Annotated in this window: 24 protein-coding genes; 11 read left to right on the top strand and 13 right to left on the bottom strand. The window is 69.7% G+C overall.

Features of this window, described 5'->3' with window-relative positions; genetic code table 11:
* Positions 1-2: 2 nt before the first annotated feature.
* From ABD663_RS09950 to ABD663_RS09940, 3 genes are read right to left on the bottom strand one after another with little or no spacing between them, the layout of a single operon-like run.
* Positions 3-1,361 carry an 8-oxoguanine deaminase gene (locus ABD663_RS09950; protein ID WP_344738025.1) on the bottom strand — a complete coding sequence of 453 codons (1,359 nt, stop codon included), beginning with the start codon at positions 1,359-1,361 and terminating at the stop codon, positions 3-5.
* Entirely contained in the window at positions 1,358-1,855 is a 498-nt protein-coding gene (locus ABD663_RS09945; protein WP_344738023.1) for a nucleoside deaminase, read from the bottom strand. The genes ABD663_RS09950 and ABD663_RS09945 overlap by 4 nt, the downstream gene beginning before the upstream one ends.
* Positions 1,852-2,979, bottom strand: a complete 1,128-nt coding sequence (locus ABD663_RS09940; RefSeq protein WP_344738021.1) for an XdhC family protein — start codon at positions 2,977-2,979, stop codon at positions 1,852-1,854. Before ABD663_RS09940 ends, ABD663_RS09945 begins: the two co-directional genes overlap by 4 nt.
* Positions 2,980-3,023: 44 nt before the next feature.
* Between ABD663_RS09940 and ABD663_RS09935 the strand changes: the two genes are divergently transcribed.
* A complete protein-coding gene (locus ABD663_RS09935; protein ID WP_344738019.1) occupies positions 3,024-3,626 on the top strand; it encodes a nucleotidyltransferase family protein in 603 nt (200 codons plus the stop codon).
* A 46-nt stretch (positions 3,627-3,672) separates the two neighbouring features.
* On the opposite strand, the gene ABD663_RS09930 is transcribed toward ABD663_RS09935, so the two are convergent.
* The 4 genes from ABD663_RS09930 to ABD663_RS09915 form a co-directional block, all read right to left on the bottom strand.
* Positions 3,673-5,367, bottom strand: a complete 1,695-nt coding sequence (locus tag ABD663_RS09930; protein ID WP_344738017.1) for a SulP family inorganic anion transporter — start codon at positions 5,365-5,367, stop codon at positions 3,673-3,675.
* A 62-nt stretch (positions 5,368-5,429) separates the two neighbouring features.
* Positions 5,430-6,068: a 2'-5' RNA ligase family protein gene (locus ABD663_RS09925; RefSeq protein WP_344738015.1), complete on the bottom strand. Its 639-nt coding sequence runs from the start codon at positions 6,066-6,068 to the stop codon at positions 5,430-5,432.
* Positions 6,065-6,889: a tyrosine-protein phosphatase gene (locus ABD663_RS09920; protein WP_344738013.1), complete on the bottom strand. Its 825-nt coding sequence runs from the start codon at positions 6,887-6,889 to the stop codon at positions 6,065-6,067. The genes ABD663_RS09925 and ABD663_RS09920 overlap by 4 nt, the downstream gene beginning before the upstream one ends.
* 167 nt (positions 6,890-7,056) lie before the next feature.
* Complete coding sequence (locus ABD663_RS09915) at positions 7,057-7,989, bottom strand: 2-hydroxyacid dehydrogenase (RefSeq protein ID WP_344738011.1); 933 nt, start codon at positions 7,987-7,989, stop codon at positions 7,057-7,059.
* Positions 7,990-8,076: 87 nt separating this feature from the next.
* Between ABD663_RS09915 and ABD663_RS09910 the strand changes: the two genes are divergently transcribed.
* The gene (locus ABD663_RS09910; RefSeq protein WP_344738008.1) at positions 8,077-8,517 is read left to right on the top strand and encodes a DUF1761 domain-containing protein; all 441 of its coding nucleotides are present in this window, start codon (positions 8,077-8,079) and stop codon (positions 8,515-8,517) included.
* Positions 8,518-8,525: 8 nt separating this feature from the next.
* On the opposite strand, the gene purQ is transcribed toward ABD663_RS09910, so the two are convergent.
* Positions 8,526-9,233: a phosphoribosylformylglycinamidine synthase subunit PurQ gene (purQ, locus tag ABD663_RS09905; RefSeq protein WP_344738006.1), complete on the bottom strand. Its 708-nt coding sequence runs from the start codon at positions 9,231-9,233 to the stop codon at positions 8,526-8,528.
* On the bottom strand, positions 9,230-9,478 hold the full coding sequence (locus tag ABD663_RS09900) for a phosphoribosylformylglycinamidine synthase subunit PurS (RefSeq protein WP_344738004.1): 249 nt from the start codon (positions 9,476-9,478) through the stop codon (positions 9,230-9,232). The genes purQ and ABD663_RS09900 overlap by 4 nt, the downstream gene beginning before the upstream one ends.
* Positions 9,479-9,676: 198 nt before the next feature.
* On the opposite strand from ABD663_RS09900, the gene ABD663_RS09895 reads away from it, so the two are divergent.
* The 5 genes from ABD663_RS09895 to ABD663_RS09875 all read left to right on the top strand — a co-directional run bounded on the left by ABD663_RS09895 (position 9,677) and on the right by ABD663_RS09875 (position 15,493).
* Complete coding sequence (locus tag ABD663_RS09895; protein WP_344738002.1) at positions 9,677-10,945, top strand: ABC transporter substrate-binding protein; 1,269 nt, start codon at positions 9,677-9,679, stop codon at positions 10,943-10,945.
* A gap of 75 nt (positions 10,946-11,020) precedes the next feature.
* Entirely contained in the window at positions 11,021-12,055 is a 1,035-nt protein-coding gene (locus ABD663_RS09890; RefSeq protein ID WP_425561775.1) for a carbohydrate ABC transporter permease, read from the top strand.
* On the top strand, positions 12,052-12,966 hold the full coding sequence (locus ABD663_RS09885) for a carbohydrate ABC transporter permease (protein WP_344737999.1): 915 nt from the start codon (positions 12,052-12,054) through the stop codon (positions 12,964-12,966). The genes ABD663_RS09890 and ABD663_RS09885 overlap by 4 nt, the downstream gene beginning before the upstream one ends.
* A 2-nt stretch (positions 12,967-12,968) precedes the next feature.
* Positions 12,969-14,462, top strand: coding sequence for a GH1 family beta-glucosidase (locus ABD663_RS09880; RefSeq protein WP_344737997.1), 1,494 nt, complete (start codon positions 12,969-12,971; stop codon positions 14,460-14,462).
* Between the two features lie 17 nt (positions 14,463-14,479).
* On the top strand, positions 14,480-15,493 hold the full coding sequence (locus tag ABD663_RS09875; protein WP_344737995.1) for a LacI family DNA-binding transcriptional regulator: 1,014 nt from the start codon (positions 14,480-14,482) through the stop codon (positions 15,491-15,493).
* 27 nt (positions 15,494-15,520) lie between these two features.
* On the opposite strand, the gene ABD663_RS09870 is transcribed toward ABD663_RS09875, so the two are convergent.
* On the bottom strand, positions 15,521-16,393 hold the full coding sequence (locus ABD663_RS09870) for a VOC family protein (protein ID WP_344737993.1): 873 nt from the start codon (positions 16,391-16,393) through the stop codon (positions 15,521-15,523).
* 118 nt (positions 16,394-16,511) lie between these two features.
* On the opposite strand from ABD663_RS09870, the gene ABD663_RS09865 reads away from it, so the two are divergent.
* Positions 16,512-17,036, top strand: coding sequence for a thioredoxin family protein (locus ABD663_RS09865; RefSeq protein WP_344737991.1), 525 nt, complete (start codon positions 16,512-16,514; stop codon positions 17,034-17,036).
* Positions 17,036-17,785: a cytochrome c biogenesis CcdA family protein gene (locus tag ABD663_RS09860; RefSeq protein ID WP_344737989.1), complete on the top strand. Its 750-nt coding sequence runs from the start codon at positions 17,036-17,038 to the stop codon at positions 17,783-17,785. The genes ABD663_RS09865 and ABD663_RS09860 overlap by 1 nt, the downstream gene beginning before the upstream one ends.
* Positions 17,786-17,792: 7 nt before the next feature.
* Here ABD663_RS09860 and ABD663_RS09855 read toward each other — a convergent pair whose 3' ends face one another.
* Complete coding sequence (locus ABD663_RS09855; RefSeq protein WP_344737987.1) at positions 17,793-18,728, bottom strand: phosphoribosylaminoimidazolesuccinocarboxamide synthase; 936 nt, start codon at positions 18,726-18,728, stop codon at positions 17,793-17,795.
* Between the two features lie 78 nt (positions 18,729-18,806).
* Here ABD663_RS09855 and ABD663_RS09850 point away from each other — a divergent pair, with 78 nt between their 5' ends.
* Positions 18,807-18,965 carry a hypothetical protein gene (locus ABD663_RS09850; protein WP_344737985.1) on the top strand — a complete coding sequence of 53 codons (159 nt, stop codon included), beginning with the start codon at positions 18,807-18,809 and terminating at the stop codon, positions 18,963-18,965.
* A gap of 10 nt (positions 18,966-18,975) precedes the next feature.
* Here ABD663_RS09850 and ABD663_RS09845 read toward each other — a convergent pair whose 3' ends face one another.
* Entirely contained in the window at positions 18,976-19,353 is a 378-nt protein-coding gene (locus ABD663_RS09845; RefSeq protein WP_344737982.1) for a hypothetical protein, read from the bottom strand.
* Positions 19,354-19,557: 204 nt separating this feature from the next.
* Between ABD663_RS09845 and ABD663_RS09840 the strand changes: the two genes are divergently transcribed.
* Positions 19,558-19,851 (top strand): putative quinol monooxygenase, encoded by a 294-nt coding sequence (locus tag ABD663_RS09840; protein ID WP_344737979.1) that lies wholly within the window; start codon positions 19,558-19,560, stop codon positions 19,849-19,851.
* Positions 19,852-19,854: 3 nt separating this feature from the next.
* Here ABD663_RS09840 and purD read toward each other — a convergent pair whose 3' ends face one another.
* Positions 19,855-21,126 (bottom strand): phosphoribosylamine--glycine ligase, encoded by a 1,272-nt coding sequence (gene purD / locus ABD663_RS09835; RefSeq protein WP_344737976.1) that lies wholly within the window; start codon positions 21,124-21,126, stop codon positions 19,855-19,857.
* Between the last annotated feature and the right edge of the window lie 18 nt (positions 21,127-21,144).

The following is a 21,144-nucleotide window of genomic DNA, read 5'->3' as shown; positions in this document are numbered from 1 at the left end:
GATCACAGACGCGAGGCGAGTTCCCGAGAGGCCGCGGCCACCTGCTCGGCGAGGATCGGCTCCTCGGCCGTCACGAGCTGCCCGTCCTGTACGACGGTGCGGCCACCGACCAGCAGACGCGCGACCGGCGGCATCGAACCGAGCCCGAGGGCGCACACCGGATCGAGAATGCCGGCGTGTTCCACCCCGTCGATGCGCCACACCGCGACATCGGCGAGCTTGCCCGGCTCCAGCGAGCCGATCTCGTCATCGCGGCCGAGCACGCGCGCGCCGCCCATCGTGCCGATCCGAAGGCCGTGTCGCACGCTGAACGAGTCCGATCCCGTGCGCAGACGGTTCATCAGCACGGCCTCGCGGATCTCGACGCCGAGCTGCCCCGATTCGTTCGAGGCGGCGCCGTCGACACCGAGGCCCACCGGGACGCCGGCGGCCAGCATGTCGCGCACCGGCGCGATGCCTGCGGCGAGCCGCGCGTTCGACGACGGGCAGTGGGCGACGCCCGTGCCCGTCGCGGCGTACTTCGCGATCGACGGCTCGTCGAGGTGCACGCAGTGGGCCATCCACACGTCCGGCCCCAGCCAACCGAGCGACTCGAGGTACTCCGTGGGAGACATGCCGAAGTGCTCCAGGCAGTAGGCATCCTCCTCCACGGTCTCGGAAGCGTGCGTGTGCAGTCTCACCTCGAGCGATCGGGCCAGCGTCGCCGCCTCGCGCAGCAGATCGGCGGTGACCGAGAACGGCGAGCACGGTGCGATCGCGACGTGCACGAGCGAACCCGTCGACGGATCGTGGTAGCGCTCGACCGCTTCCTGCGATGCGCGCAGCGCGGCATCGGTCGTCTCGACCGCGAAGTCGGGGGGAAGGCCCCCCTGCGAGGCCCCGAGGTCCATCGACCCCCGTGTGGCGTGCAGGCGCACGCCCACGCGGGATGCCGCATCGACGATCGCCCCGACGATGTCGCCCGAGCCGGCGGGGAAGATGTAGTGGTGGTCGCCGACCGTGGTGCAGCCTGACCGGGCGAGCACCGCCATGGCGCCGGCGGCGCCGATGCCGGTCAGGTCGGCGTCGATCCGTGACCACAGCGGGTACAGGGCGGTCAGCCAGTCGAACAGGATCGCGTCCTGCGCGTACCCGCGTGTGAGCCACTGGTAGAGATGGTGGTGCGTGTTGACCAGACCGGGCGTCACGAGGCATCCTCGGGCGTCGATCACCTCGGCGCCCTCACGCCACGTCGCGGCGGCGGGGCCCGCGCCGACGGCGACGATGACGCCGTCGTCGATCACGAGGTGGCCCCCGGCGTGCTCGGAGCCGACGGGGTCGACCGTCGCGATGAAGCCGCCCTCGACGATGGTGCGCGTCATGACCAGAATCCTTCATGGACGAGCGCGGCCTCGGGCAGCGCGACCGGACCGACGACCTCGACGGGACGCCCGCCATGGGCGAGCACCTCGCGACAGGGCAGCGCCATCGTGGGCACGCCCTCTTGTGCGCCGACGATGCGGCGCAGCTCGTCCTCGCCGAGTGCGTAGACGATCCGCTCGATGCCCGACCAGTAGATCGCGCCGGTGCACATCGCGCAGGGTTCGGTGCTCGTGAACAGCGTGGACGCCGTGAGGTCGCCGCCGTCGAGCACCGCTGCCGCAGCGCGCACGACGTTGGTCTCGGCGTGCCCTGTCGGGTCGTGCTCGGTCACCACGGTGTTGCGCGCCTCGATGATGCGACCGTCGGCGGTCACGACGATCGCGCCGAACGGATGGTTGCCCGCCGCGCGCGCGGCCTGCGCGAGTTCGACCGCGCGCTGCAGGTGCGCGAGGTCGGCATCCGACAGACGGACGGAGTCGGCGGAGACGGTCATGGCCGCGCCTGCTCGGGAAGGGCGCAGCCCGCCGCCGCAGTGGCGTGCGCGGGAACGGGCACATCGTTTCGGTGCAGCCGACCGGTCGTCTCGCGCAGCGGTCGGCCCGATCCGCCGTGGCGGGATGCGACGATCTCGGCGAGCACCGACAGGGCCGCCTCGTCGGGCGACGACCCCGACAGGTCGAGGCCGAGGGGCGAGTGCAGCCGGGCGAGGTCGACGTCCGAGACGCCCGCTTCGTGCAGCAGCGCCGCACGGCGCGCGACGGTGAGGCGCGCGCCCATCGCCCCGACGAACCCGACCGGCATCGACAGCGCCTGCCGGATCGCGGGCACGTCGAGCCGCTCGTCGTGTGTGAGCACGCAGATCGTCGTCCGCGCGTCGACCTCGGCCGGATCGATCGATGCGAGGAACTCTGCGGGTGCGCACACCGCCAATCTGTCGGCGGCGGGGAACCGCTCGGCGGTCACGAGCGTCTCCCACGGATCGCACACGGTGACCGCGAAGCCCGACGCCGCCCCCACCCGGCACAACGCTGCGGCGTGTTCGCCCGCGCCCAGGATGATCAGCCGGGCGCGGGGCGCGTGCGCGAGCACGAGCACATCAGCCCCGTCGTATGCCGACCTCAGCATGCGACTGTCGTGCGTGGCGACCGCGTCGTCGAGCAGCCCGCGCTCCGACGGCGGCGCCGAGGCGCGCAGCGCCGCGACGGGCACCGAGCGCCCGGCGTGCGGACCCGTCGCGACGACCGCGAGCGTCGCTGGGCGGTCGGCCGCCGCATTCGTCAGCGCTTCGAGCACGAGGGGCTCGCGCGCATCGACGACGTGTGCGATCACCTCGACGTGTCCGCCGCAGGCGAGCCCGGCGGCGTGCGCGTCGGCGTCGGTGAACCCGAACTGCGCGGTGCGCGCGCGTCCATCGGCGATGGAGCTCAGAGCCAGGGCGACGGCGTCACTCTCGACGCACCCGCCCGAGATCGATCCGATCACGGTCGCATCCGCGGTCACAGCCATCGCCGCGCCCACACCGCGCGGGGCGCTGCGGGCGACGTGCGTCACCGTCACCGCGGCGACGGACGTACCCGCCCGCACCAGCGGGAGCAGTTCGCGCGCCAGGTCGAGCATGCATCGACGCTAACGCCGTCTTGTTTCCGGCGGAATACGCTGTCGTGACACGTCGGGCGATCTCGGAGGTGCGGATGCGCGTGTGCGGGCTCGTGCTCGCCGCCGGCGGCGGGGCGCGATTCGGCGGACCCAAGGCCCTCGCGCGGACGTCGAACGGTGAGCCGTGGGTCGCCCGCGCGGTGCGGATGCTGCGCGCCGGCGGCTGCGACGACCTGCTCGTCACCGTGGGGGCGCGCCGCGGCGAGGTGACGGAGCTCATCCCGGCGGAGGCAGCAGCCGTTGTCGTGCCCGACTGGAGCGCGGGGCTCGGCACGAGCCTGCGCGCGGGTGTGCACGCCGCCGCCGATCGGGAGTGCGACGTGCTGGTCATCGTGCCCGTCGACACCCCCGACACACCCTCGAGTGCCGTCGCGCGAGTGCTCGCCGCCGTGGGTCCCGACACGGACACGGCCCGGGGTGCGCTGGTCCAGGCGGTCTACGGCCGTCACCCGGGACACCCGGCCGTGGTCGGCCGACATCACTTCTCGGCACTCGCCGACGGGCTCTGCGGCGACCGCGGTGCGCGCGCCTACCTGGTCGCCCACGGGGCTGTCGAGGTCGAGTGCGGCGACCTCTGGAGCGGCGACGACGTCGACGTCCGCCCGTGATGCCCGCCACGGCACCGAGGCCGACGGGGGTCGGCTACCTGACGGCTCACTCGGCTCGCGACGCGGCCCGGAACGCGGCGATCGAGTCTTCTATGGTCGGGTAGATGTGCGCGTTGTCGAAGGATTCCAACGTGCGGTACGCATGCAGATCCTCCATGAGCATCGGGTCGACCGCCGCGAGCGCGAAGACTCGGTTCTCGTCGTGCAGCGCCGTGATCAGGTCGGCGAGGTTGAGACTCGCCGAGTAGTCGATGTCGCCGATCGAGGAGCAGTCGAGGACGAGCCACTTCACCGGCTCGGGGGCGTGGTCGATGAGTCCCCGGATGTCGTCCACGAACAGGCTGGCGTTCGCATAGAACAGCCGGGCGTCGAAGCGGAACAGGATGAGGCCGGGGAGGCTCTGCGCTCCCTCGGCGGCGGGCACGTAGGTCGGCGAACCCTGCTTGTCCTCACCGATGAGGAAGTCGCGCGGCGAGTACGCCCGACGCACGAGCTCGACGATCGACAGGATGATCGCGAGGATGATTCCCTGCTCCACGCCCCAGCCGAACACGACGATGGCCGTGACACACGCGATCACGAATTCACTGACACGGGCAGCGCGGATGCGGGCGAGTCCCTTGATGTCGACAAGACTCAGTCCGATCATGAAGACGATCGCCGCCAGGACGGCGACGGGCATGTTCGTGAGGAACGGGGTCAGGAAGAGCACGACGAGCAGCACGACGATCGACATCGTGATGTTCGCCATCTGGCTGCGACCGTTCTGCTGATCGAGGATCTCCGTCTTGGTCGGGCTGCCGTTGACGACGAACGTCCCGGTGAGGCCGGCCGCGAAGTTCGCGCCTGCGAGTCCGACGATGTCGCGGTTGACATCGACGCGCTGGCCGTGCTTCATGGCGAAGCTTCGTGATGTGGCGGCGCTCTGGGCGATGATCAGGAAGAAGCACGAGAGCGCGACCCCCATGACCGCCGGGATGTCCCCCAGGTTGATGTCCTGCGGCAGGCCGATGGGCGGCAGACCGCCCTGCACGGGGCCGATGACGGCGACGCCGAGCATCTCAGACGCGTTCACCATCGTCGAGACGATGATCGAGAGGATCACGGCGATGACGGCACCGGGGATCTTCGGACTGATCAGCTTGCATCCGACGATGATCACCAGGGTCCCCGCGGCGAACGACACCGCCCAGATGTTCGCATCCACAACGTGAGTGATCGTGTTCCACTGCTGCTCGAACCAGTTTCCACTGCCCTTGCTGATGCCGAGCATGTCCGGCAGCTGACCCGTGAGCACCTGGATGCCGACTCCCGTCAGGAAGCCGATGAGCACGGATGCGCTGAGGAAGTCGCCGAGGAAACCGAGTCTGAGCAGGCGTGCGAGCACGAGCAGACCACCGCACACGAGAGCGATCAGGCTGGTCCACGCCACCCATTCCGTCGTGTTCGGTGAGAGGCCCGCGATCCCGATGCCCGCGAGGCCGGCTGCGAGGATCGCCGCAGTCGCCGAGTCCGCACCGACGACGAGCAGTCGCGACGAACCGAGCAGCGCGAACACCAGCGTGGGGAAGATGATCGTGTAGAGCCCGGTGATCACAGGCGTCTGCGCGATCGACGTGTATCCCATGACCTCGGGAATGGCGATCGCGGCGAGGGTGACACCGGCGATGATGTCGGCAGGGAGCCAGCCTGCCTTGTACTCTCGCATCCACGGCGGGATGACTTTCGCGAGCGCGGACATGCACACTCCTGACGGTGTCTGTTCAGCGGTGGTGCCGCCCGCGCGCTCGCGGGAAGCCGATGCTACGAGAAGCTCTTGAGCTGAGCGGCTGCCGTTCCGTTGTTTCCGAGCCGGTAGATGCTCACGCCTGTCGCCGCGAAGGTGAGGGGCTCGAACGGCTCCGCTTCCATGCGGGTCAGGTCGGCGATCTTCGCCAGGCCGACCGTGACATGCGCGATGTACTTGTCGCCGCTGCGGTCGGGAACGTAGCTCTCGACGTAGGAGCGCGTCGCCTCGTTGATGTCGGGCTCGGCTTCCGTTCGCACGAAGGCCTCGGCCGTGCCACCGTGGCCGACGAACGGAGCGAGCGCGTCGATGAGCTTGGACTGGAAGTCCAGTACCTCGGGGCCCGGCGTCACGACGATGGCGGCCAGACCGACACCCGGCTGGACCTCCAGGTGGGCGATGGCATGCGCCGTGAAGGACAGGGTCCTCAGATCGAGACTGGCCAGGACGCGTTCGATCGCGGCGTAGGCGTCATCGAGCGAGTCCGTCCGCAGGTATCGCTGCAGCGTGGTGATGTGGGGCTGATGGTGCTCGTCGAGGTGGAAGCCCGGAGGGCTGGGGATGCTCTCGAGCATCCGGGCATTCTCTCGGTCCGTGCGCGCGAGCATCGCCGCATCGGGTTGCAGCAGGATGTCGACTGCCGTGAGATCGCTCATGCGCTCACCACCAGATCGGCGCGCAGCGCGTCGATCGTGCCCGAGCTCAGACCGAGGCCTTTCGAGAAGTAGGTTTCGACGTCGCCGAATCGGGACTGCATCTCGGACCGCGCGGCGTCCAGGTACTCTTCTCGGACCCCGATGACAGGAGCGAGCAACTCCGGGTCGCCGCCGATGGAAGCGAACCTGTCGACCATCGGCTGCAGCGCAGGAACCAGGGAGTCGTTCGTGAGCAGGTAGTCCGCACGCACGTCGTCGTCACCGACCCCGAGCATCATGAGCAGGGCTGCCGCCGCCCATCCGGTGCGGTCCTTCCCGGTCGTGCAGTGGAAGAGCGCGGGCCTGTGCTCCTTCTCGGCGAGGAGCGTGAAGAACTGACGGTAGCCGGTTATGGCGCTGGGCAGGCTGAGGAACTGTCGATAGCTCTGTTCGAACATCTTCACCGCCTTCCCGTCGCCGAGGAGCTTCTCGGCCGCCGCTGGGTCGCTCAGCACCTGGAGCATCTGCGCCGGGCCGGCGCCGGGCCGATCGGCGAGGATGTCGAACACGATGTACTCGGTGCCCTGAGGCACGACGTTGGCGTTTGCAGCCCGCTCGTCGGCGGTGCGCAGGTCGTACACAGCGCGGATGCCGAGCTCGCTGAACTTGTCGGCAGCGCTGCCCGCGAGGGCGGAGAACTCCGCCGACCGGTAGACAGCGCCCGTCCTCACCCGTCCGCCGTCCGTCGGCCATCCGCCCACATCGCGCAGGTTGGGGATCCCCTCGACGACGATCGCCATACCGGGGCTGACCCCGGTGGTCGCGATCGTGTCAGCACTCACCGAATCACTCATCTCTCTCCTTGTGTCAGTCCCACGGCTCCACGCGATACGGCGCGAGGCTATCGTGCGCGACCCGCGCGAGCCTCATACGATGTGAGTGATGTGCTCCCCGCGCAGAGCGCCGGTGTAGGCCCCGGGATGGATGGGTGCGACGGCCGCCTTGATGGTCAGCGCGTGTCGATGACGACGTTGAGCGGCGGCTCGTCGGCCAGCATCCGGTCGATCTGGCGGCGGACGAGACGGGCGATGCGAGGGCGCATCGCGGTCGATGCCCCTCCGACGTGCGGCACGATCAGGGCGCCCGGCGTCGACCACAGCGGATGCCCCTCGGGCAGGGGCTCGGGGTCTGTGACGTCGAGGGCGGTGCGCAGCCGCCCCCGCGAGACGTGATCCACCAGCGCGTCGGTGTCGATGAGCGGCCCGCGACCGACGTTGACGACGAGCGCACCGTCGGGCAGGGCCGACAGCGCCGCGTCGTCGATGATGCCGCGCGTCTCATCGCCGCCGGGCAACGACACCACCAGGATCTCGGTCTCGGGCAGCAGTGACGGCAGGTCCTCGATCGCGCTCACGGTCAGGCCGTCCTCCTCGCGAGCGGTGCGGGCCGCCGCCGTGAGCTCGACCTCGAACGGACGCAGGCGCGCGGCGATCGCCTTTCCGACTCCGCCGAAGCCCAGCAGCAGCACGCGGCGGTCGGCGAGGCTCGCGGCGAACTCGGGCAGCCAGCGGCCCTCGTCCTGTGCGCGCACGAAGGTCGGGATGCGGCGCTGAGCGGCGAGTATCAGCGCCACCGCGAGCTCGGCGGTCGAGGCCTCGTGCACGCTCGCGGCGTTGGCGAACGCGAGGCCGGCGGGCAGCTGATCCGCCACGCCTTCGTATCCGATCGACTGGCTCTGCACGAGTCGAGTCGACACCCCCTCGAGGCGCGGCAGGATGCGGTCGACCGTCATGTACGGCGGAACGACCAGGTCGATCCGTTCGCGGGGGGACGCGGCATCCATCGACCACACCAGCAGTTCGACGCCGTCGGGGAGTGGCGCGAGGTCGTGGGCGAGCTGATCGGTGGGCACGGAGACGACGAGGCGCGGGGAGTCGGACACCCCTCCACGCTACCGGCGAGGTACGGGCGCGCGTTCGGCGATGCCGATAACCTCAGGTCGAGCGGCAGGGGCCGCGAGGAGGCCGAGATGCAGATTCCCGAGATCAACTACTGGGCCGTGATGCTGGCGACGCTGTCGAGCATGGTGGTCGGTTCGATCTGGTACACGCCGAAGGTGTTCGGAAACCGGTGGGCGAAACTCGCGAAGGTCGACATGTTCGCCGAGAAGACGGCGGTGCAGGCATGGATGCCGATCATCGTGACGGTGTTCGTCAGCTTCGGCACGGCGTGGGTGCTCGCCGGCGCGACGACCATCGCGTGGCATTTCTACGGGGGCGGCTACTTCGCGGGCGCCATCGTGACCGGCGTGCTGCTGTGGGCCGGCTTCACCGCCGCCCGCTTCATCACCCACGACCAGTTCGAGGGGCGGCCGACGTCGCTCACGGTGCTCAACATCGCGCACGAGCTGGTGACCGTGCTCGTGATGGCGATCATCATCGGGGTCTGGCCGCCCGCCGGAACCGTGTAAGCGACGCGTCAGGCGGCCGCAGCCACCACGGTCGACACGGCCGACGTGAAGAACGTGAGCCCGTCGACGCCCGAGCGCATCGCGGCATCCGTATCGGGGCCGAACCCCGGTTCGACCGCGTGCTCGGGATGCGGCATGAGCCCGACCACGTTGCCCGCGGTGTTGGTGAGTCCGGCGATGTCGTCGAGTGATCCGTTCGGATTCACGCCCAGGTAGCGGAACGCCACGAGACCCTCGCCTTCGACGCGCGCGAGCGTCTCAGCCGAGCAGATGTAGCCGCCGTCGGCGTTCTTGAGCGGGATGACGATCTCCTGGCCCTGCTCGAAACCCCTCGTCCAGGCGGTGTCGGCATTCTCGACGCGCAGCCGCTGGTCGCGTCGGATGAACTGCTGGTGGGCGTTGCGGATCAAGCCGCCGGGCAGCAGGTGGGCCTCGACGAGCATCTGGAAGCCGTTGCAGATGCCCAGCACGGGCATGCCGTTCGCGGCGGCATCCTTGACCTCGGCCATGATCGGCGCGAGGGCGGCGATCGCGCCGGCGCGCAGGTAGTCGCCGTAGCTGAAGCCGCCGGGCAGGACGAGCGCATCGACGCCTTCGAGATCATGCGAGCCGTGCCACAGCGGCACCGGCTCGGCGCCCGCCAGGCGGATCGCGCGCTGTGCGTCGCGTTCGTCGAGCGACCCGGGGAACGTGATGACCCCGACGCGCGTGGTCACTCCACCACCTCGAGCCCGACGACGTCTTCGATCACCGAGTTCGAGAGCACCTCGTCGGCGACACGACGCGCGGCCGCGAGCACCGTCTCGTCCACTTCTCCTTCGACGGTGAGCTCGAACCGCTTGCCGATGCGCACCGACGTGAACGACTCCTCGCCGCGGCGGGAGAGAGCGCCGGCGACGGCCTTCCCCTGGGGGTCGAGGAGTTCGGCCTTGGGCATGACGTCGACGACGATCGTGGGCATGGCCCAATTCTAGAGGTCTGCTCCTGCGGTCGTGACCGAACCGTGATCCGTTCGTGGGAGCGCTCCCTTGACAGTCGTGGGAGCGATCTCATACGGTTGCCTCGTCCGGTGGGAACGCTCCCATGACATGACCTCGAGGCATCCCTTCTCGGGGTTCGAACCTGCAACACACGACCTGTACAACACAAAGGAGTGACAGTGAACTCACGCGCATTCCGCAGGAGCGCTGCGGCGGTCGCCGCCTTCGGCGCATCCGCGATCGTCCTCGCCGGCTGTGCCGGCAGCGGAGGCGGCGACGCCACGACCGACCCCGACGAGCCGGTCACGCTGACCCTCGCCACCTTCAACGACTTCGGCTACACCGATGAGCTCCTCGCCGAGTTCACCGCCGAGACCGGCATCGAGGTCGTGCACAACAAGGCGGCGACGTCGAACGACGCCCGCGCCAACTTCTTCCAGAAGCTCGGAAAGTCGGGCCTCGCCGACGTCGAGGCGGTCGAGATCGACTGGTTCGCCGAGATGATGCAGTACGCCGACCTGCTGGCGCCCGCCGGCGACGACGTCAAGGGTCGCTGGCTCGACTGGAAGGAAGCTTCCGCGACCGACCAGGCCGGCAACCTCGTGGCCTACGGCACCGACATCGGCCCCCAGGGCATCTGCTACCGCGCCGACCTGTTCGAGGCCGCGGGCCTGCCGACCGATCGTGCCGAGGTCGGCGCCCTGTTCGGCACGTGGGACGACTTCTTCGCGGTCGGCGAGCAGTACATGGAGGCGACCGGCGAGCCGTTCATCGACTCGGCCAACGCGGTGCTCCAGGGCATCATGAACCAGCTCGAGTACACGTACGAAGAGCCCGACGGCGCCATCATCGCGACTGAGAACCCCCAGGTGCGCGACGCGTACGACACGGTCGTCGAGCGGGCCGTCCCGATCGCCGCCTACTCGGGTCAGTGGAGCGAGGACTGGTTCGCCTCCCTCGCCGGTGGCGAGTTCGCCGCCATGCTGTGCCCGGGCTGGATGCTCGGCGTGATCTCGGGCAACGCGCCCGAGACCACCGGGTGGGACATCGCCGACGCCTTCCCCGGCGGCGGCGGCAACTGGGGTGGATCGTACCTGGTCGTGCCCGCCAACGGCGCGAACGTGGACGCCGCGGCCGAGCTGGCCGCGTGGCTGACGTCGCCCGAGACGCAGCTGCAGGCGTTCGCGAACGCCGGCACCTTCCCGAGCCAGATCGAGGCGCTCGAGAGCCCCGAGCTCGCGGCGGCCACCAACGAGTACTTCAACGACGCGCCCACCGGTGAGATCCTCACCGCACGCGCCGAGGCCATCACGGTCGCGCCCTACAAGGGTCCGAAGTACTTCCAGTTCCACGATGCGCTGCAGAACGCGGTGACCCGCGTCTTCGACGGCCTCGAGGACCAGGAGACCAGCTGGGACACCTGGGTCACTGAGGTTTCGGCCTTCTAGTGTCCTGATCTCGGGCGGCGGCGGCGCACGCTGCCGCCGCCCGAGATCGTCTCCACCCCCGACCGAGGAGTCCCCGTGACCGCCATCGACGACCGCGCCGCGACCCAGCGAGGGTCATCGGATGACGCGCCCCCGCCGCGCCGCGTCCGTGTGCTCTCGTTCTCGCAGAAGCTCAGCCGGTGGGATCTGAAGATCTCGCCCTACCTCTACATCTCGCCGTTCTTCATCATGTTCGCGATCGTGGGTCTCTTCCCGATCGTCTACACCGCCGTGATCTCGTTCATGGACTGGGATCTGGTGCGCAACTCGGGCACCTTCGTCGGATTCGACCAGTACATCTGGATCCTGACGCAGCCCCACTTCTGGACGGCGCTGCGCAACACCTTCAGCATCTTCGTGCTCTCCAGCGTCCCGCAGATCATCCTGGCGCTGTTCATCGCGGCGATGCTCGATCGCAACATCCGGGCCAAGACCTTCTGGCGGATGAGCGTCATCCTGCCGTTCGTCGTCGCACCCGTCGCGGTCGGCCTCATCTTCACGGCGATCTTCGCCGACAACTTCGGCATCGTCAACGGCGCGCTCGAGGCGATCGGCCTGCAGCCCATCGGCTGGCACAAGGAGCCGTTCTGGAGCCACGTCGCGATCGCGACGATGGTGAACTACCGCTGGACCGGGTACAACGCCCTCATCCTGCTGGCGGCGATGCAGGCGGTGAACCGCGAGTACTACGAGGCGGCGACCGTCGACGGCGCCGGTGCGTTCCGCCAGTTCTGGAGCATCACGCTGCCGTCGCTGAAGCCCACGCTGATCTTCGTCATCATCACCTCGACGATCGGCGGACTGCAGATCTTCGACGAACCGCGCGTGTACGACCAGTTCGGCCGAGGCGGTGCCGCGCAGCAGTGGCTCACCGTCACCCTGTACCTCTACGACATCGGCTGGGGGCAGTGGAACTTCGGTCGCGCCGCCGCCATGGCGTGGATCCTCTTCATCATCATCCTGGTGATCGGTCTCATCAACCTGTTCATCACCCGTTCGCTGGTGCGAGACGAGGGCTTCCGAGCCGAGAAGCCGTCGCGACGCATCCGCCGGAAGGAGCGCACGCGATGAGCACCCTCGGCACTCCCACGCCCCTCGCGATCGTCGAAGACGAGATCCCCAACGCGCGCGCACGACGTCGCAACGCGAAGACCGTCCACATCCGCGGCCGACGCCCCAGCTTCTGGGTCTACGCCGGTCTCGGGGTCGTCTTCGCGGCGAGCGCCTTCCCGCTGTGGTGGTCGTTCATCATCGGCTCGGGCGACGCGTCGTCGCTGCGCACCAAGCCGTGGTGGCCGGGTGGCAACTTCATCGACAACGCCATCGCCGTCGTCTCCAACCCGGCGGTGAACTTCTGGCCGGCGCTGTGGAACTCGATCTACAGCTCGTTCCTCATCGCCGCCGCCGTGGTCATCACCTCGACCCTGGCCGGCTGGGCGTTCGCGAAGCTGCGCTTCCACGGCGGACCGGCTCTGCTGATCTTCGTCGTCGCGACCATGGCCGTCCCCCAGCAGCTGGGCGTCGTACCGCTGTACATCCTCTTCTCGGAGCTCGGCTGGACGGGCCAGATCGGCGCCATCATCATCCCCGCGCTCACGAGTGCGTTCGGAGTGTTCTGGATGACGCAGTACCTGCGTCAGGCGGTGCCCGACGAGCTCATCGAGGCCGCCCGCGTCGACGGGGCATCGATGATCCGCACGTTCTGGACCGTCGGCGTCGTCGCCGCGCGGCCGGCCGCGGCCATGCTCTTCCTGTTCACGTTCGTGGGCGCCTGGAACAACTTCTTCTGGCCGTTCATCGTGCTCGACCGCCAGAACCCCACGCTGCCCGTGGCGCTCTCGCTGCTGCAGTCGAACTACTTCGTCGACTACTCCATCGTGCTCGCCGGAGTGGTGCTCGCCACGATCCCGCTGCTCATCCTGTTCATCTTCGCCGGAAAGCAGCTGGTCAGCGGCATCATGGCCGGGGCCGTCAAGGGCTGAGTATGGTCGACACCCATGGGAAGGACTCCGTCTCGATGACCGTCACCCCGCCCCGGCAGTTCCCCGAAGGTTTCCTCTTCGGGGCGGCCACCGCCGCCTTCCAGATCGAAGGAGCGGCCTTCGAGGACGGCCGCCGGGCCTCGATCTGGGATGCCTTCTGCCGCGTCCCCGGCGCGGTGATCAACGCCGACAACGGCGACGTGGCGTGCGACCACTACCACCGCTACCCCGATGACGTCGCGCTGATGAAGGCGCTCGGACTGCAGACGTACCGGTTCTCGACGTCGTGGTCGCGCGTGCGTCCCGACGGCGGTGCCCTCAACCCCCAGGGCGTCGACTTCTACAAGCGTCTCGTCGACGAACTGCTCGATGCCGGCATCCTGCCGTGGCTCACGCTGTACCACTGGGATCTGCCGCAGGCGTTGCAGGACAAGGGCGGCTGGACCTCGCGCGAGACGGCCGACCGGTTCGCCGAGTACGCGCTCGACATGCATGACGCCCTCGGCGACCGCGTGAACGTGTGGACGACGCTGAACGAGCCGTGGTGCTCGTCGTTCCTCAGCTATACGGCGGGCATCCACGCGCCGGGGCACTTCAGCGTCGAGGAGGGGATGCTCGCATCCCACCACCTGCTTCTCGGTCACGGACAGGTCATCCGCGAGCTGCGGTCCCGGGATGCCTCGCTGAACCTCGGCATCACGCTCAACCTGACCGTCGCCGACCCGGTGGATCCCTCGGATGCCGCCGACCTCGACGCGGCGCGACGGATCGACGGACAGTTCAACCGGTGGTTCCTCGACCCCGTCTTCCGCGGGTCGTACCCCGCCGACATCGTCGAGGACATCCGCGCGGTCGATCCCGCGGCCGTCGACGCCTTCGAAGCGGCGGTGCACGACGGAGACCTCGCGGTCACGTCGTCTCCGATCGACACGCTCGGGGTGAACTACTACCACGGCGAGTACGTGGGCGGACGCCCGCCCACCGAACCGATCACCGGCGGCGACGCCCCGACCGACCGGAAGACGGCCTCTCCGTTCCCGTCGCACGACGGCATCCACTGGCACGACCGCGGCCTCGAGCGCACCCCTATGAACTGGGAGGTGCAGCCTGAGGGACTCACGCGTCTGCTCACCCGCGTGTGGGAGGAGTACGGACGGCCTGCCGGAACCGCCCTGCACGTCACCGAGAACGGCGCGGCCTACGACGACGAGCCGGTCGTCGCCGACGGTGAGCTGAGGGTGCACGACGCCGACCGCGCCGACTTCGTCCGGGCCCACCTCGCGGCGACGCTCGACGCCGTCGATCAGGGTGTCGACGTGCGCGGCTACTTCTACTGGTCGCTGCTCGACAACTTCGAGTGGGCGTGGGGCTACGAGAAGCGATTCGGCATCGTGCGCGTCGACTACGACACGCAGGAGCGCACGCTCAAGGACAGCGCGCGCGAGTACGCGCGGATCATCGCCGCGCGCGCAATAGACGAGCCCACCTCGCTCTGACGCGGAAGAATCGACCCATGACGACCGATGCGATGCGGGGGGCGGTGACCATCGAAGAGGTGGCCGCGGCCGCGGGTGTGTCGCGCTCGACCGTCTCACGCGTGGTCAACGGCTCGACCGCTGTCAGCCCCGAGGCGCTCGCCGCGGTGAACCGCGCGATCGCCGATCTGAACTACGTGCCGAACCGTGCGGCGCGCTCGCTGGCGAGTCGGCAGACGCATGCGATCGGGTTGATCGTTCCCGAAGAGACCACGCGGTTCTTCGGCGACCCGTTCTTCGCGTCGGTCGTATCGGGCATCAATGCACGGCTGAAGCGCTCGGACTACGTGCTGAACCTCTTCATCGCGAGCGACGACCCCGGCGACAAGACGACGACCTATGTGCGAAGCGGCGCCGTCGACGGGGCGATCGTGGTGTCGCATCACACCAGCGACACCTACATCGACCGCATCGCCGCCGCGGTGCCGGTGGTCTACGGTGGCCGACCCGTCCGTGAACGCGATCGCGACTACTACGTCGACGTCGACAACGCCGCGGGCGGCAGGGATGCCACCGTCTATCTGATCGAGCGCGGCCATCGCCGCATCGCCACGATCACCGGTCCGCTCACGATGCCTGCCGGCGTCGACCGGCTGCGCGGCTACCGCGAGGCGCTTGCGGCGTGGGGGATCGAGGAGGGCGCCGTCGAGGACGGCGACTTCACCGCGGTGGGCGGTGCGGCGGCGATGCGCCGCATCCTGGAGCGCGGCGAGCGTCCCGACGCCATCTTCATCGCGAGCGACCTCATGGCGCGCGGTGCGCTCACGGTGCTCGCGTCCGCGGGCATCCGCGTACCCGACGACATCGCGATCATCGGCTTCGACGACTCCCCGGTCGCCACGAGCGTGACCCCGCAGCTCACGACGATGCGCCAGCCGTCGTTCGCGCAGGGGGAGCGGATGGCCGGAATCCTCATCGACCTGCTGGCCGGCAGGCATCCGCGCCACGTCACGATCCTCGAGACCGAGCTCGTCATCCGCGACTCGGTCTGAGCGAGATCGTGGGTCGGCGCTCGCGGCTCAGGCGCTCGCGAGGATCTCGTTGCTCCACGGGTCGTCGAACGCGACCGTCCGGCCGTCGTCGCGCACAGCGATGCCGTGGTGGTGCAGCCGCTCGCCGAGCGCGCCGAGGTCGTCGCCGGTGGGCAGCACCAGATCGATGCGGCCGAGGCCGAGCGCGGGCATCCGCGGCCCCGCGCCGCGCGACTGCCACACGTTCATCGCCATGTGGTGGTGGTAGCCGCCGGCGCTGACGAACAGCGCCGAGTCGCCGAAGGCCAGGGTCTCGTCGAAGCCGAGGGCGTCGACGTAGAAGGAACGGGCCGTCCGCGCGTCCCCGACCGACAGGTGCACGTGGCCGACGGAGGCCGCGTCCCGGGCCGTCGCGCCCGTCGCGGCCGCCTCGGTGAGGTGCTCGTTCAGGAAGGCGTTCGGATCGAGGGCGAGCGTCGCCATCTCGACCTGACCGTGGATCCACGACCAGTCGGTGCGCACGCGGTCCCAGTACAGCTCGACGCCGTTGCCCTCGGGGTCGGTGAAGTAGAACGCCTGGCTCACCAGATGGTCGGCCGACCCCGTGAACGTGCGCGGGGCGTGGCGGGCGACGCTGTAGACCGCGGCGGCGAGAGCGGTCTGCGATTCGAACAGGATGGCCGTGTGGTAGAGCCCGGGGGCGCCGGGGGCGGCGTGGCGCAGCGCCGGCTCGTGTCGCAGGGCGACGATCGGCCGACCGGACCGCCCGAGGGTGACCGAGTCGACATCGGCCGACAGCACCTGCAGGGTGACGACGTCGCGGTAGTAGGCGGTCATCGCGTCGAGATCGCCGACCAGCAGGGTCACCGCACCCATGGCGGTGTCGGCGGCGAGGCGGTCGGCGGGAGCCAGAGCGGGCATGATGCACTCAACCTCCCGAGGCCGTCGTCTATTCCGATGCATGCACTTCGCGGCGATCGTCACCGGTCCGTCACCGTTTCCGCGCGCGGTCGCGGCGCCGCTCGATGAGGATGGAGACATGAAGCGTTCAGCCGTGGTCGGTCTCGTCATCGCCGGAGTCCTCGTGGTCGGCGTCGGAGCCGCCGTCGCCGTCAGCGTCGCGGGCCGTGACGACGAGCCGGTGGCCGCCGAGACCGCGACGACCGCACCCACCCCCGACGTCGAGGACAGCGAACCCGCATCCGAGCCCACCGCCGATGGGGGCGAAGGCGAGACCGAGACGGCCACCGCCGGCGCCTACGTCGACTACTCCGAGCAGGCGCTCGCCGATGCCGAGGGCACGCGCGTGCTGTTCTTCCACGCCTCGTGGTGCCCGCAGTGCCACGCCCTCGAGGACGACATCGAGGCGCAGGGCGTACCCGACGGCGTCACGATCCTCAAGGTCGACTACGACAGCAACCAGGCCCTGCGTCAGCAGTACGAGGTGCGTCAGCAGACCACCGTCGTCGCCCTCGACGACTCGGGCGCGGCCGTCGCGACGTTCGTCCCCTACAGCGACCCGACCCTCGCGACGGCGCTCACGGGCCTCGGCCTCTCGGGCTGATGCTCGCCCTCACCCTGGTCTCGTTCGCGGCAGGCGTGCTGACGGTGCTCGCGCCGTGCGTGCTTCCGCTGCTGCCCGTCATCGTCGGCGGAACCGCGGCGCGCACCGAGGCGGACGCGTCGGTGGCCGAGAAGCGGTGGTTCCGTCCGCTCGTGATCGCCGCATCGCTCGCGGTGTCGGTGGTGGCGTTCACGCTGCTGCTGAAGGCGACGAGCGCACTCCTGGGTGTGCCCGCCTGGATCTGGACCACGATCTCGGGCGTCATCGTCGCGGTGCTCGGGCTCACCATGCTCTTCCCCGCCGCGTGGGAGCGCGTGACCGTCGCCGCCGGCTGGCAGGCGGGCGGCGGCCGCATGCTCGACCGCGGCTATCGCCGGTCGGGCCTGACCGGCGACATCGCGCTCGGCGCCGCGCTCGGGCCGGCGTTCAGCAGCTGCTCGCCGACGTACGCGCTCATCGTCGCCACGGTGCTGCCGGCGACCTTCGCGGCCGGAGTCGTCTACGTGTCGGCCTATGCGATCGGCCTCGCCGGTGCGCTGCTCGGTATCGCGCTGGCCGGCACGGCGCTCGTGCGTCGGCTCGGATGGCTCGCCGACCCGCACGGCTGGTTCCGCCGCGTGATCGGCGGGTTGCTGGTCTTCGTCGGCATCGCGGTGGCCCTCGGGTGGGATCGCCTGCTGCAGGCGTGGGTGCTCGAGCAGGGCTGGTACGGCCCGATCGAGAACCTCGAGCGGATGCTGCTCGGCTGACCGCGCGTCAGCGCGTGAGCAGCTCCAGCAGCTCGCGGTAGCGGGCCGCCGTGCGCTCGACGATCTCGACGGGGAGCTCGGGCGGGGTGCCGTGCTTGTCCCAGTTCGCCGAGAGCCAGTTGCGCACGATCTGCTTGTCGAAGCTCGCCATGCGCTCAGCCGGCGTCTCGCCCTCACGCCAGGCGGCGGCGTCCCAGTACCGCGACGAATCGCTGGTGAGCACCTCGTCGGCGAGGACCAGCACCCCCGCGCCGTCGACGCCGAACTCGAACTTCGTGTCGGCGAGGATCACGCCCTTCGCCTCGGCGGTGCGCGAGGCGCGGCCGTAGATGTCGAGCGAGAGCGCGCGCAGCGCCTCGGCCTGCTCGGCACCGACCAACTCGACGGTCTGGTCGAACGAGATGTTCTCGTCGTGCTCGCCCATCGGCGCCTTGTAGGCCGGCGTGAAGATCGGCTCGGGCAGGCGGTCGCCGTCGGTCAAGCCCGCGGGCAACGGGATGCCGCAGACGGTGCCGGATGCCCGATACTCGATCCACCCCGACCCCGTGAGGTAGCCGCGCACGACGCATTCCACCGGAAGCATGTCGAGCCGCTCGACCACCATCGCGCGCCCGGCGACGGCCGCAGGAACCAGATCGACGAGATCGTCGGCGGTGTTCGCGACGCCGTCAGGGCCCAGCGTGAGGTCGTGCGAGGCTGCGAGGTGGTTGGGGATGCGCGGCCCGCCATCGCCCCCCGCCAGCTGATCGAACCACCACAGGCTGAGCGTCGTGAGCAGCTCGCCCTTCCCGGGGATGCCCGGCGACAGCACGTGGTCGAACGCGCTCACCCGGTCGCTGGCGACCACCAGCATCCGATCGTCGTCGTCGCGGTCGTAGAGGTCGCGCACCTTGCCCGAGTAGACGTGTCGCCAGCCGGGCAGTTCCTGTGGTGTGTCGCTCACCTGCCCATTATCGCGGTGCGCCGCGGGCGCACTTGTCAAGTGGTTGCCCCGATCTCGCCCGCAGGTCACGATGACGGCATGGGAACGCTCTTCATCATCCTGATCGTCGTCGGCATCGTCCTGCTCCTGCTCGGAGTCTTCGTCGAGGCGGTGAAGTTCCTGCTGTGGCTCGGACTGGTGATCCTCGTGATCGCGATCATCGCCTGGCTGCTGCGATCCATCCGCAGCAAGAGCTGACGCAGGGCGGTCAGACCCGCCGCGCGGCATCCGTCAAGATCCCCTCGAACACGTCCACGCGTCCCGCGGCGCTCTCGAGCTGAGCGCGGTCGAGCACGACCGCCCACCCGTCATCGGTGCGGCCCAGCACCACGGGCAGCCCCGACCCGGCGACACCGTCGGCCACGGCGTCGTCGTCGATCTCGTTGCGGTGGACGAGTGTGAACGGCACGCCGAGCCGCGCGGCCATGGCGTCCCATTCGGGCTTGCGCCGCCACGTGTGTGTGATGTCGCACAGCGCGCACTCCCGCATCCGCAGCAGGTGCCCGACGACGTACGCGACCTCACCGCGAACGCCGCCGTCGGCGTCGTACACGCCCACGTACTCGCGGATGCCGGGGTCAGTCACCCCTCCATCCTCGCCGACTCCGCGCACGCGGGGGGCGGCGGCATCCACATTGCACACGAAGTTCGGAGAATCGCGCATACCTCGGAGTCGGACTGCGGGTCCGCTCCGAAACCCGCGACGATCTCCGAAGTTCGTGGTCGGCGCTGGAGCGACCCGGCCCCATAGGGTCGGGAGGGAACGCACGACGATGTGGAGGAATGACGCATGAACCCGAACGACGAGGTCGCCGTGGTCGCGGTGATCCACCCGCATCCCGATCGGCTCGACGACGCGAAGGCCGCGGTGTCGGCCGCACTCGACGCCGTGCGCGCCGAGGACGGATGCCTGCAGTACGACCCGCACCTCGCCGATGACGGCACGATCATCATGGTCGAGCGCTGGGCCTCTCGCGAGGCGCTCGCCGCGCACAGCGCGGGGGCGCCGGTGACGCTGCTGCTCGAGCGGCTCGAGGACCTCGTCACGGCGCCGGTCGGCGTGACGATCGCCGAGGCGTTCTGACCGTCAGCCCTCGACGGCGCGCGCCGCGATGTCGGTGCGATGGTGCGAGCCTTCGAGGCGGATGCGCCCCAGCGCCTCGTAGGCACGGTCGCGAGCCTGCGCGAAGGTGGTGCCGAGGGCGACCACATTGAGGACGCGCCCGCCGGTCGCCACCAGCGCGCCGTCGCGCTCGGCGGTGGCCGCATGCGCGAGGTGCACGCCCTCGACGGATGCCGCGGCATCGGTTCCCTCGATCTCACGGCCGGTCACCGGCGAGTCGGGATAGCCCTCGCTGGCGAGGACGACGGTGACCGCCGCGTCTTCGGCGAACGCGGGTGCCGGCTCGTCTTCCAGGTGTCCGGATGCCGCGGACATCAGCAGCGAGGACAGCGGCGTCGCCAGTCGCGCGAGGACCACCTGGGTCTCGGGATCGCCGAAGCGGGCGTTGAACTCGATGACCTTCACGCCCTGCTCGGTCACGATGAGCCCGGCGTAGAGCAGACCGATGAACGGCGTGCCCTCGGCGTCGAGCTGCCGGATGACGGGCTCGGCGACCTGCGTCGTGACCAGATCGACGAACGCGGCCTCGCCGCCGAACGTGTCGGCGAGCCACGGCAGCGGCGAATAGGCTCCCATGCCGCCCGTGTTCGGACCCGCGTCGCCGTCCTGCGCGCGCTTGTAATCCTGCGCGGGGGTCAGGGCGACGACGTGGTCGCCGTCGCTCACGAAGAACAGCGAGACCTCGGGTCCCGAGAGGAACTCTTCGACCAGCACGGCGCCGCCCGACAGGTACTGATCGGCGTGCGCGAGGGCCGCCGCACGGTCGTCGGTGACGATGACGCCCTTGCCCGCGGCCAGCCCGTCGGCCTTCACGACGTGGGGGGCGCCGAGTTCGTCGAGGGCGGACTCGACCTCTGCCCGGGTCTGTGCGCGGACCGCCCGGCCTGTCGGCACGCCTGCGGCATCCATCACGCGCTTCGCGAAGGTCTTCGATCCTTCGAGTTGGGCGGCCGCCCTGCCCGGGCCGAACACCGGGATGCCGCGCTCGCGCAGCGCGTCGGCGACGCCGGCGACCAGTGGCGCTTCGGGGCCGATGACGACCAGGTCGACGTGCTCGCCGTTGGCGAAGGCGGTGACCGCCGCGGGGTCGTTCGGGTCGAGGTCGACGAGGGTCGCGTCACGGGCGATTCCGGCGTTGCCGGGCGCGGCGAGGATCTCGTGCGGCGCCCGCTCCGATCGCAGCGCGAGGATGATGGCGTGCTCTCGCGCGCCCGAGCCGAGGACCAGGATTCTCACCCGGCCAGCCTACCGAGG

The sequence above is a fragment of the Microbacterium awajiense genome (genome assembly GCF_039536545.1).
Lineage (GTDB): Bacteria > Actinomycetota > Actinomycetes > Actinomycetales > Microbacteriaceae > Microbacterium > Microbacterium awajiense.
Note: the sequence above shows the minus strand (reverse complement) of the source record. Positions and strands in the feature narration are given on the sequence as shown.

What these genes read in the sequence shown, in the direction of transcription:
- ABD663_RS09875 (WP_344737995.1), top strand. Translation starts at nt 14,480, where the DNA reads ATGACGACCGATGCGATGCGGGGGGCGGTGACCATCGAAGAGGTGGCC.
- ABD663_RS09840 (WP_344737979.1), top strand. Translation starts at nt 19,558, where the DNA reads ATGAACCCGAACGACGAGGTCGCCGTGGTCGCGGTGATCCACCCGCAT.
- ABD663_RS09940 (WP_344738021.1), bottom strand. Translation starts at nt 2,979, where the DNA reads ATGCTCGACCTGGCGCGCGAACTGCTCCCGCTGGTGCGGGCGGGTACG.
- ABD663_RS09910 (WP_344738008.1), top strand. Translation starts at nt 8,077, where the DNA reads ATGCAGATTCCCGAGATCAACTACTGGGCCGTGATGCTGGCGACGCTG.
- ABD663_RS09950 (WP_344738025.1), bottom strand. Translation starts at nt 1,361, where the DNA reads ATGACGCGCACCATCGTCGAGGGCGGCTTCATCGCGACGGTCGACCCC.
- ABD663_RS09925 (WP_344738015.1), bottom strand. Translation starts at nt 6,068, where the DNA reads ATGAGCGATCTCACGGCAGTCGACATCCTGCTGCAACCCGATGCGGCG.
- ABD663_RS09930 (WP_344738017.1), bottom strand. Translation starts at nt 5,367, where the DNA reads ATGTCCGCGCTCGCGAAAGTCATCCCGCCGTGGATGCGAGAGTACAAG.
- ABD663_RS09880 (WP_344737997.1), top strand. Translation starts at nt 12,969, where the DNA reads ATGGTCGACACCCATGGGAAGGACTCCGTCTCGATGACCGTCACCCCG.
- ABD663_RS09860 (WP_344737989.1), top strand. Translation starts at nt 17,036, where the DNA reads ATGCTCGCCCTCACCCTGGTCTCGTTCGCGGCAGGCGTGCTGACGGTG.
- ABD663_RS09850 (WP_344737985.1), top strand. Translation starts at nt 18,807, where the DNA reads ATGGGAACGCTCTTCATCATCCTGATCGTCGTCGGCATCGTCCTGCTC.
- ABD663_RS09945 (WP_344738023.1), bottom strand. Translation starts at nt 1,855, where the DNA reads ATGACCGTCTCCGCCGACTCCGTCCGTCTGTCGGATGCCGACCTCGCG.
- ABD663_RS09870 (WP_344737993.1), bottom strand. Translation starts at nt 16,393, where the DNA reads ATGCCCGCTCTGGCTCCCGCCGACCGCCTCGCCGCCGACACCGCCATG.
- ABD663_RS09885 (WP_344737999.1), top strand. Translation starts at nt 12,052, where the DNA reads ATGAGCACCCTCGGCACTCCCACGCCCCTCGCGATCGTCGAAGACGAG.
- ABD663_RS09865 (WP_344737991.1), top strand. Translation starts at nt 16,512, where the DNA reads ATGAAGCGTTCAGCCGTGGTCGGTCTCGTCATCGCCGGAGTCCTCGTG.
- ABD663_RS09900 (WP_344738004.1), bottom strand. Translation starts at nt 9,478, where the DNA reads ATGCCCACGATCGTCGTCGACGTCATGCCCAAGGCCGAACTCCTCGAC.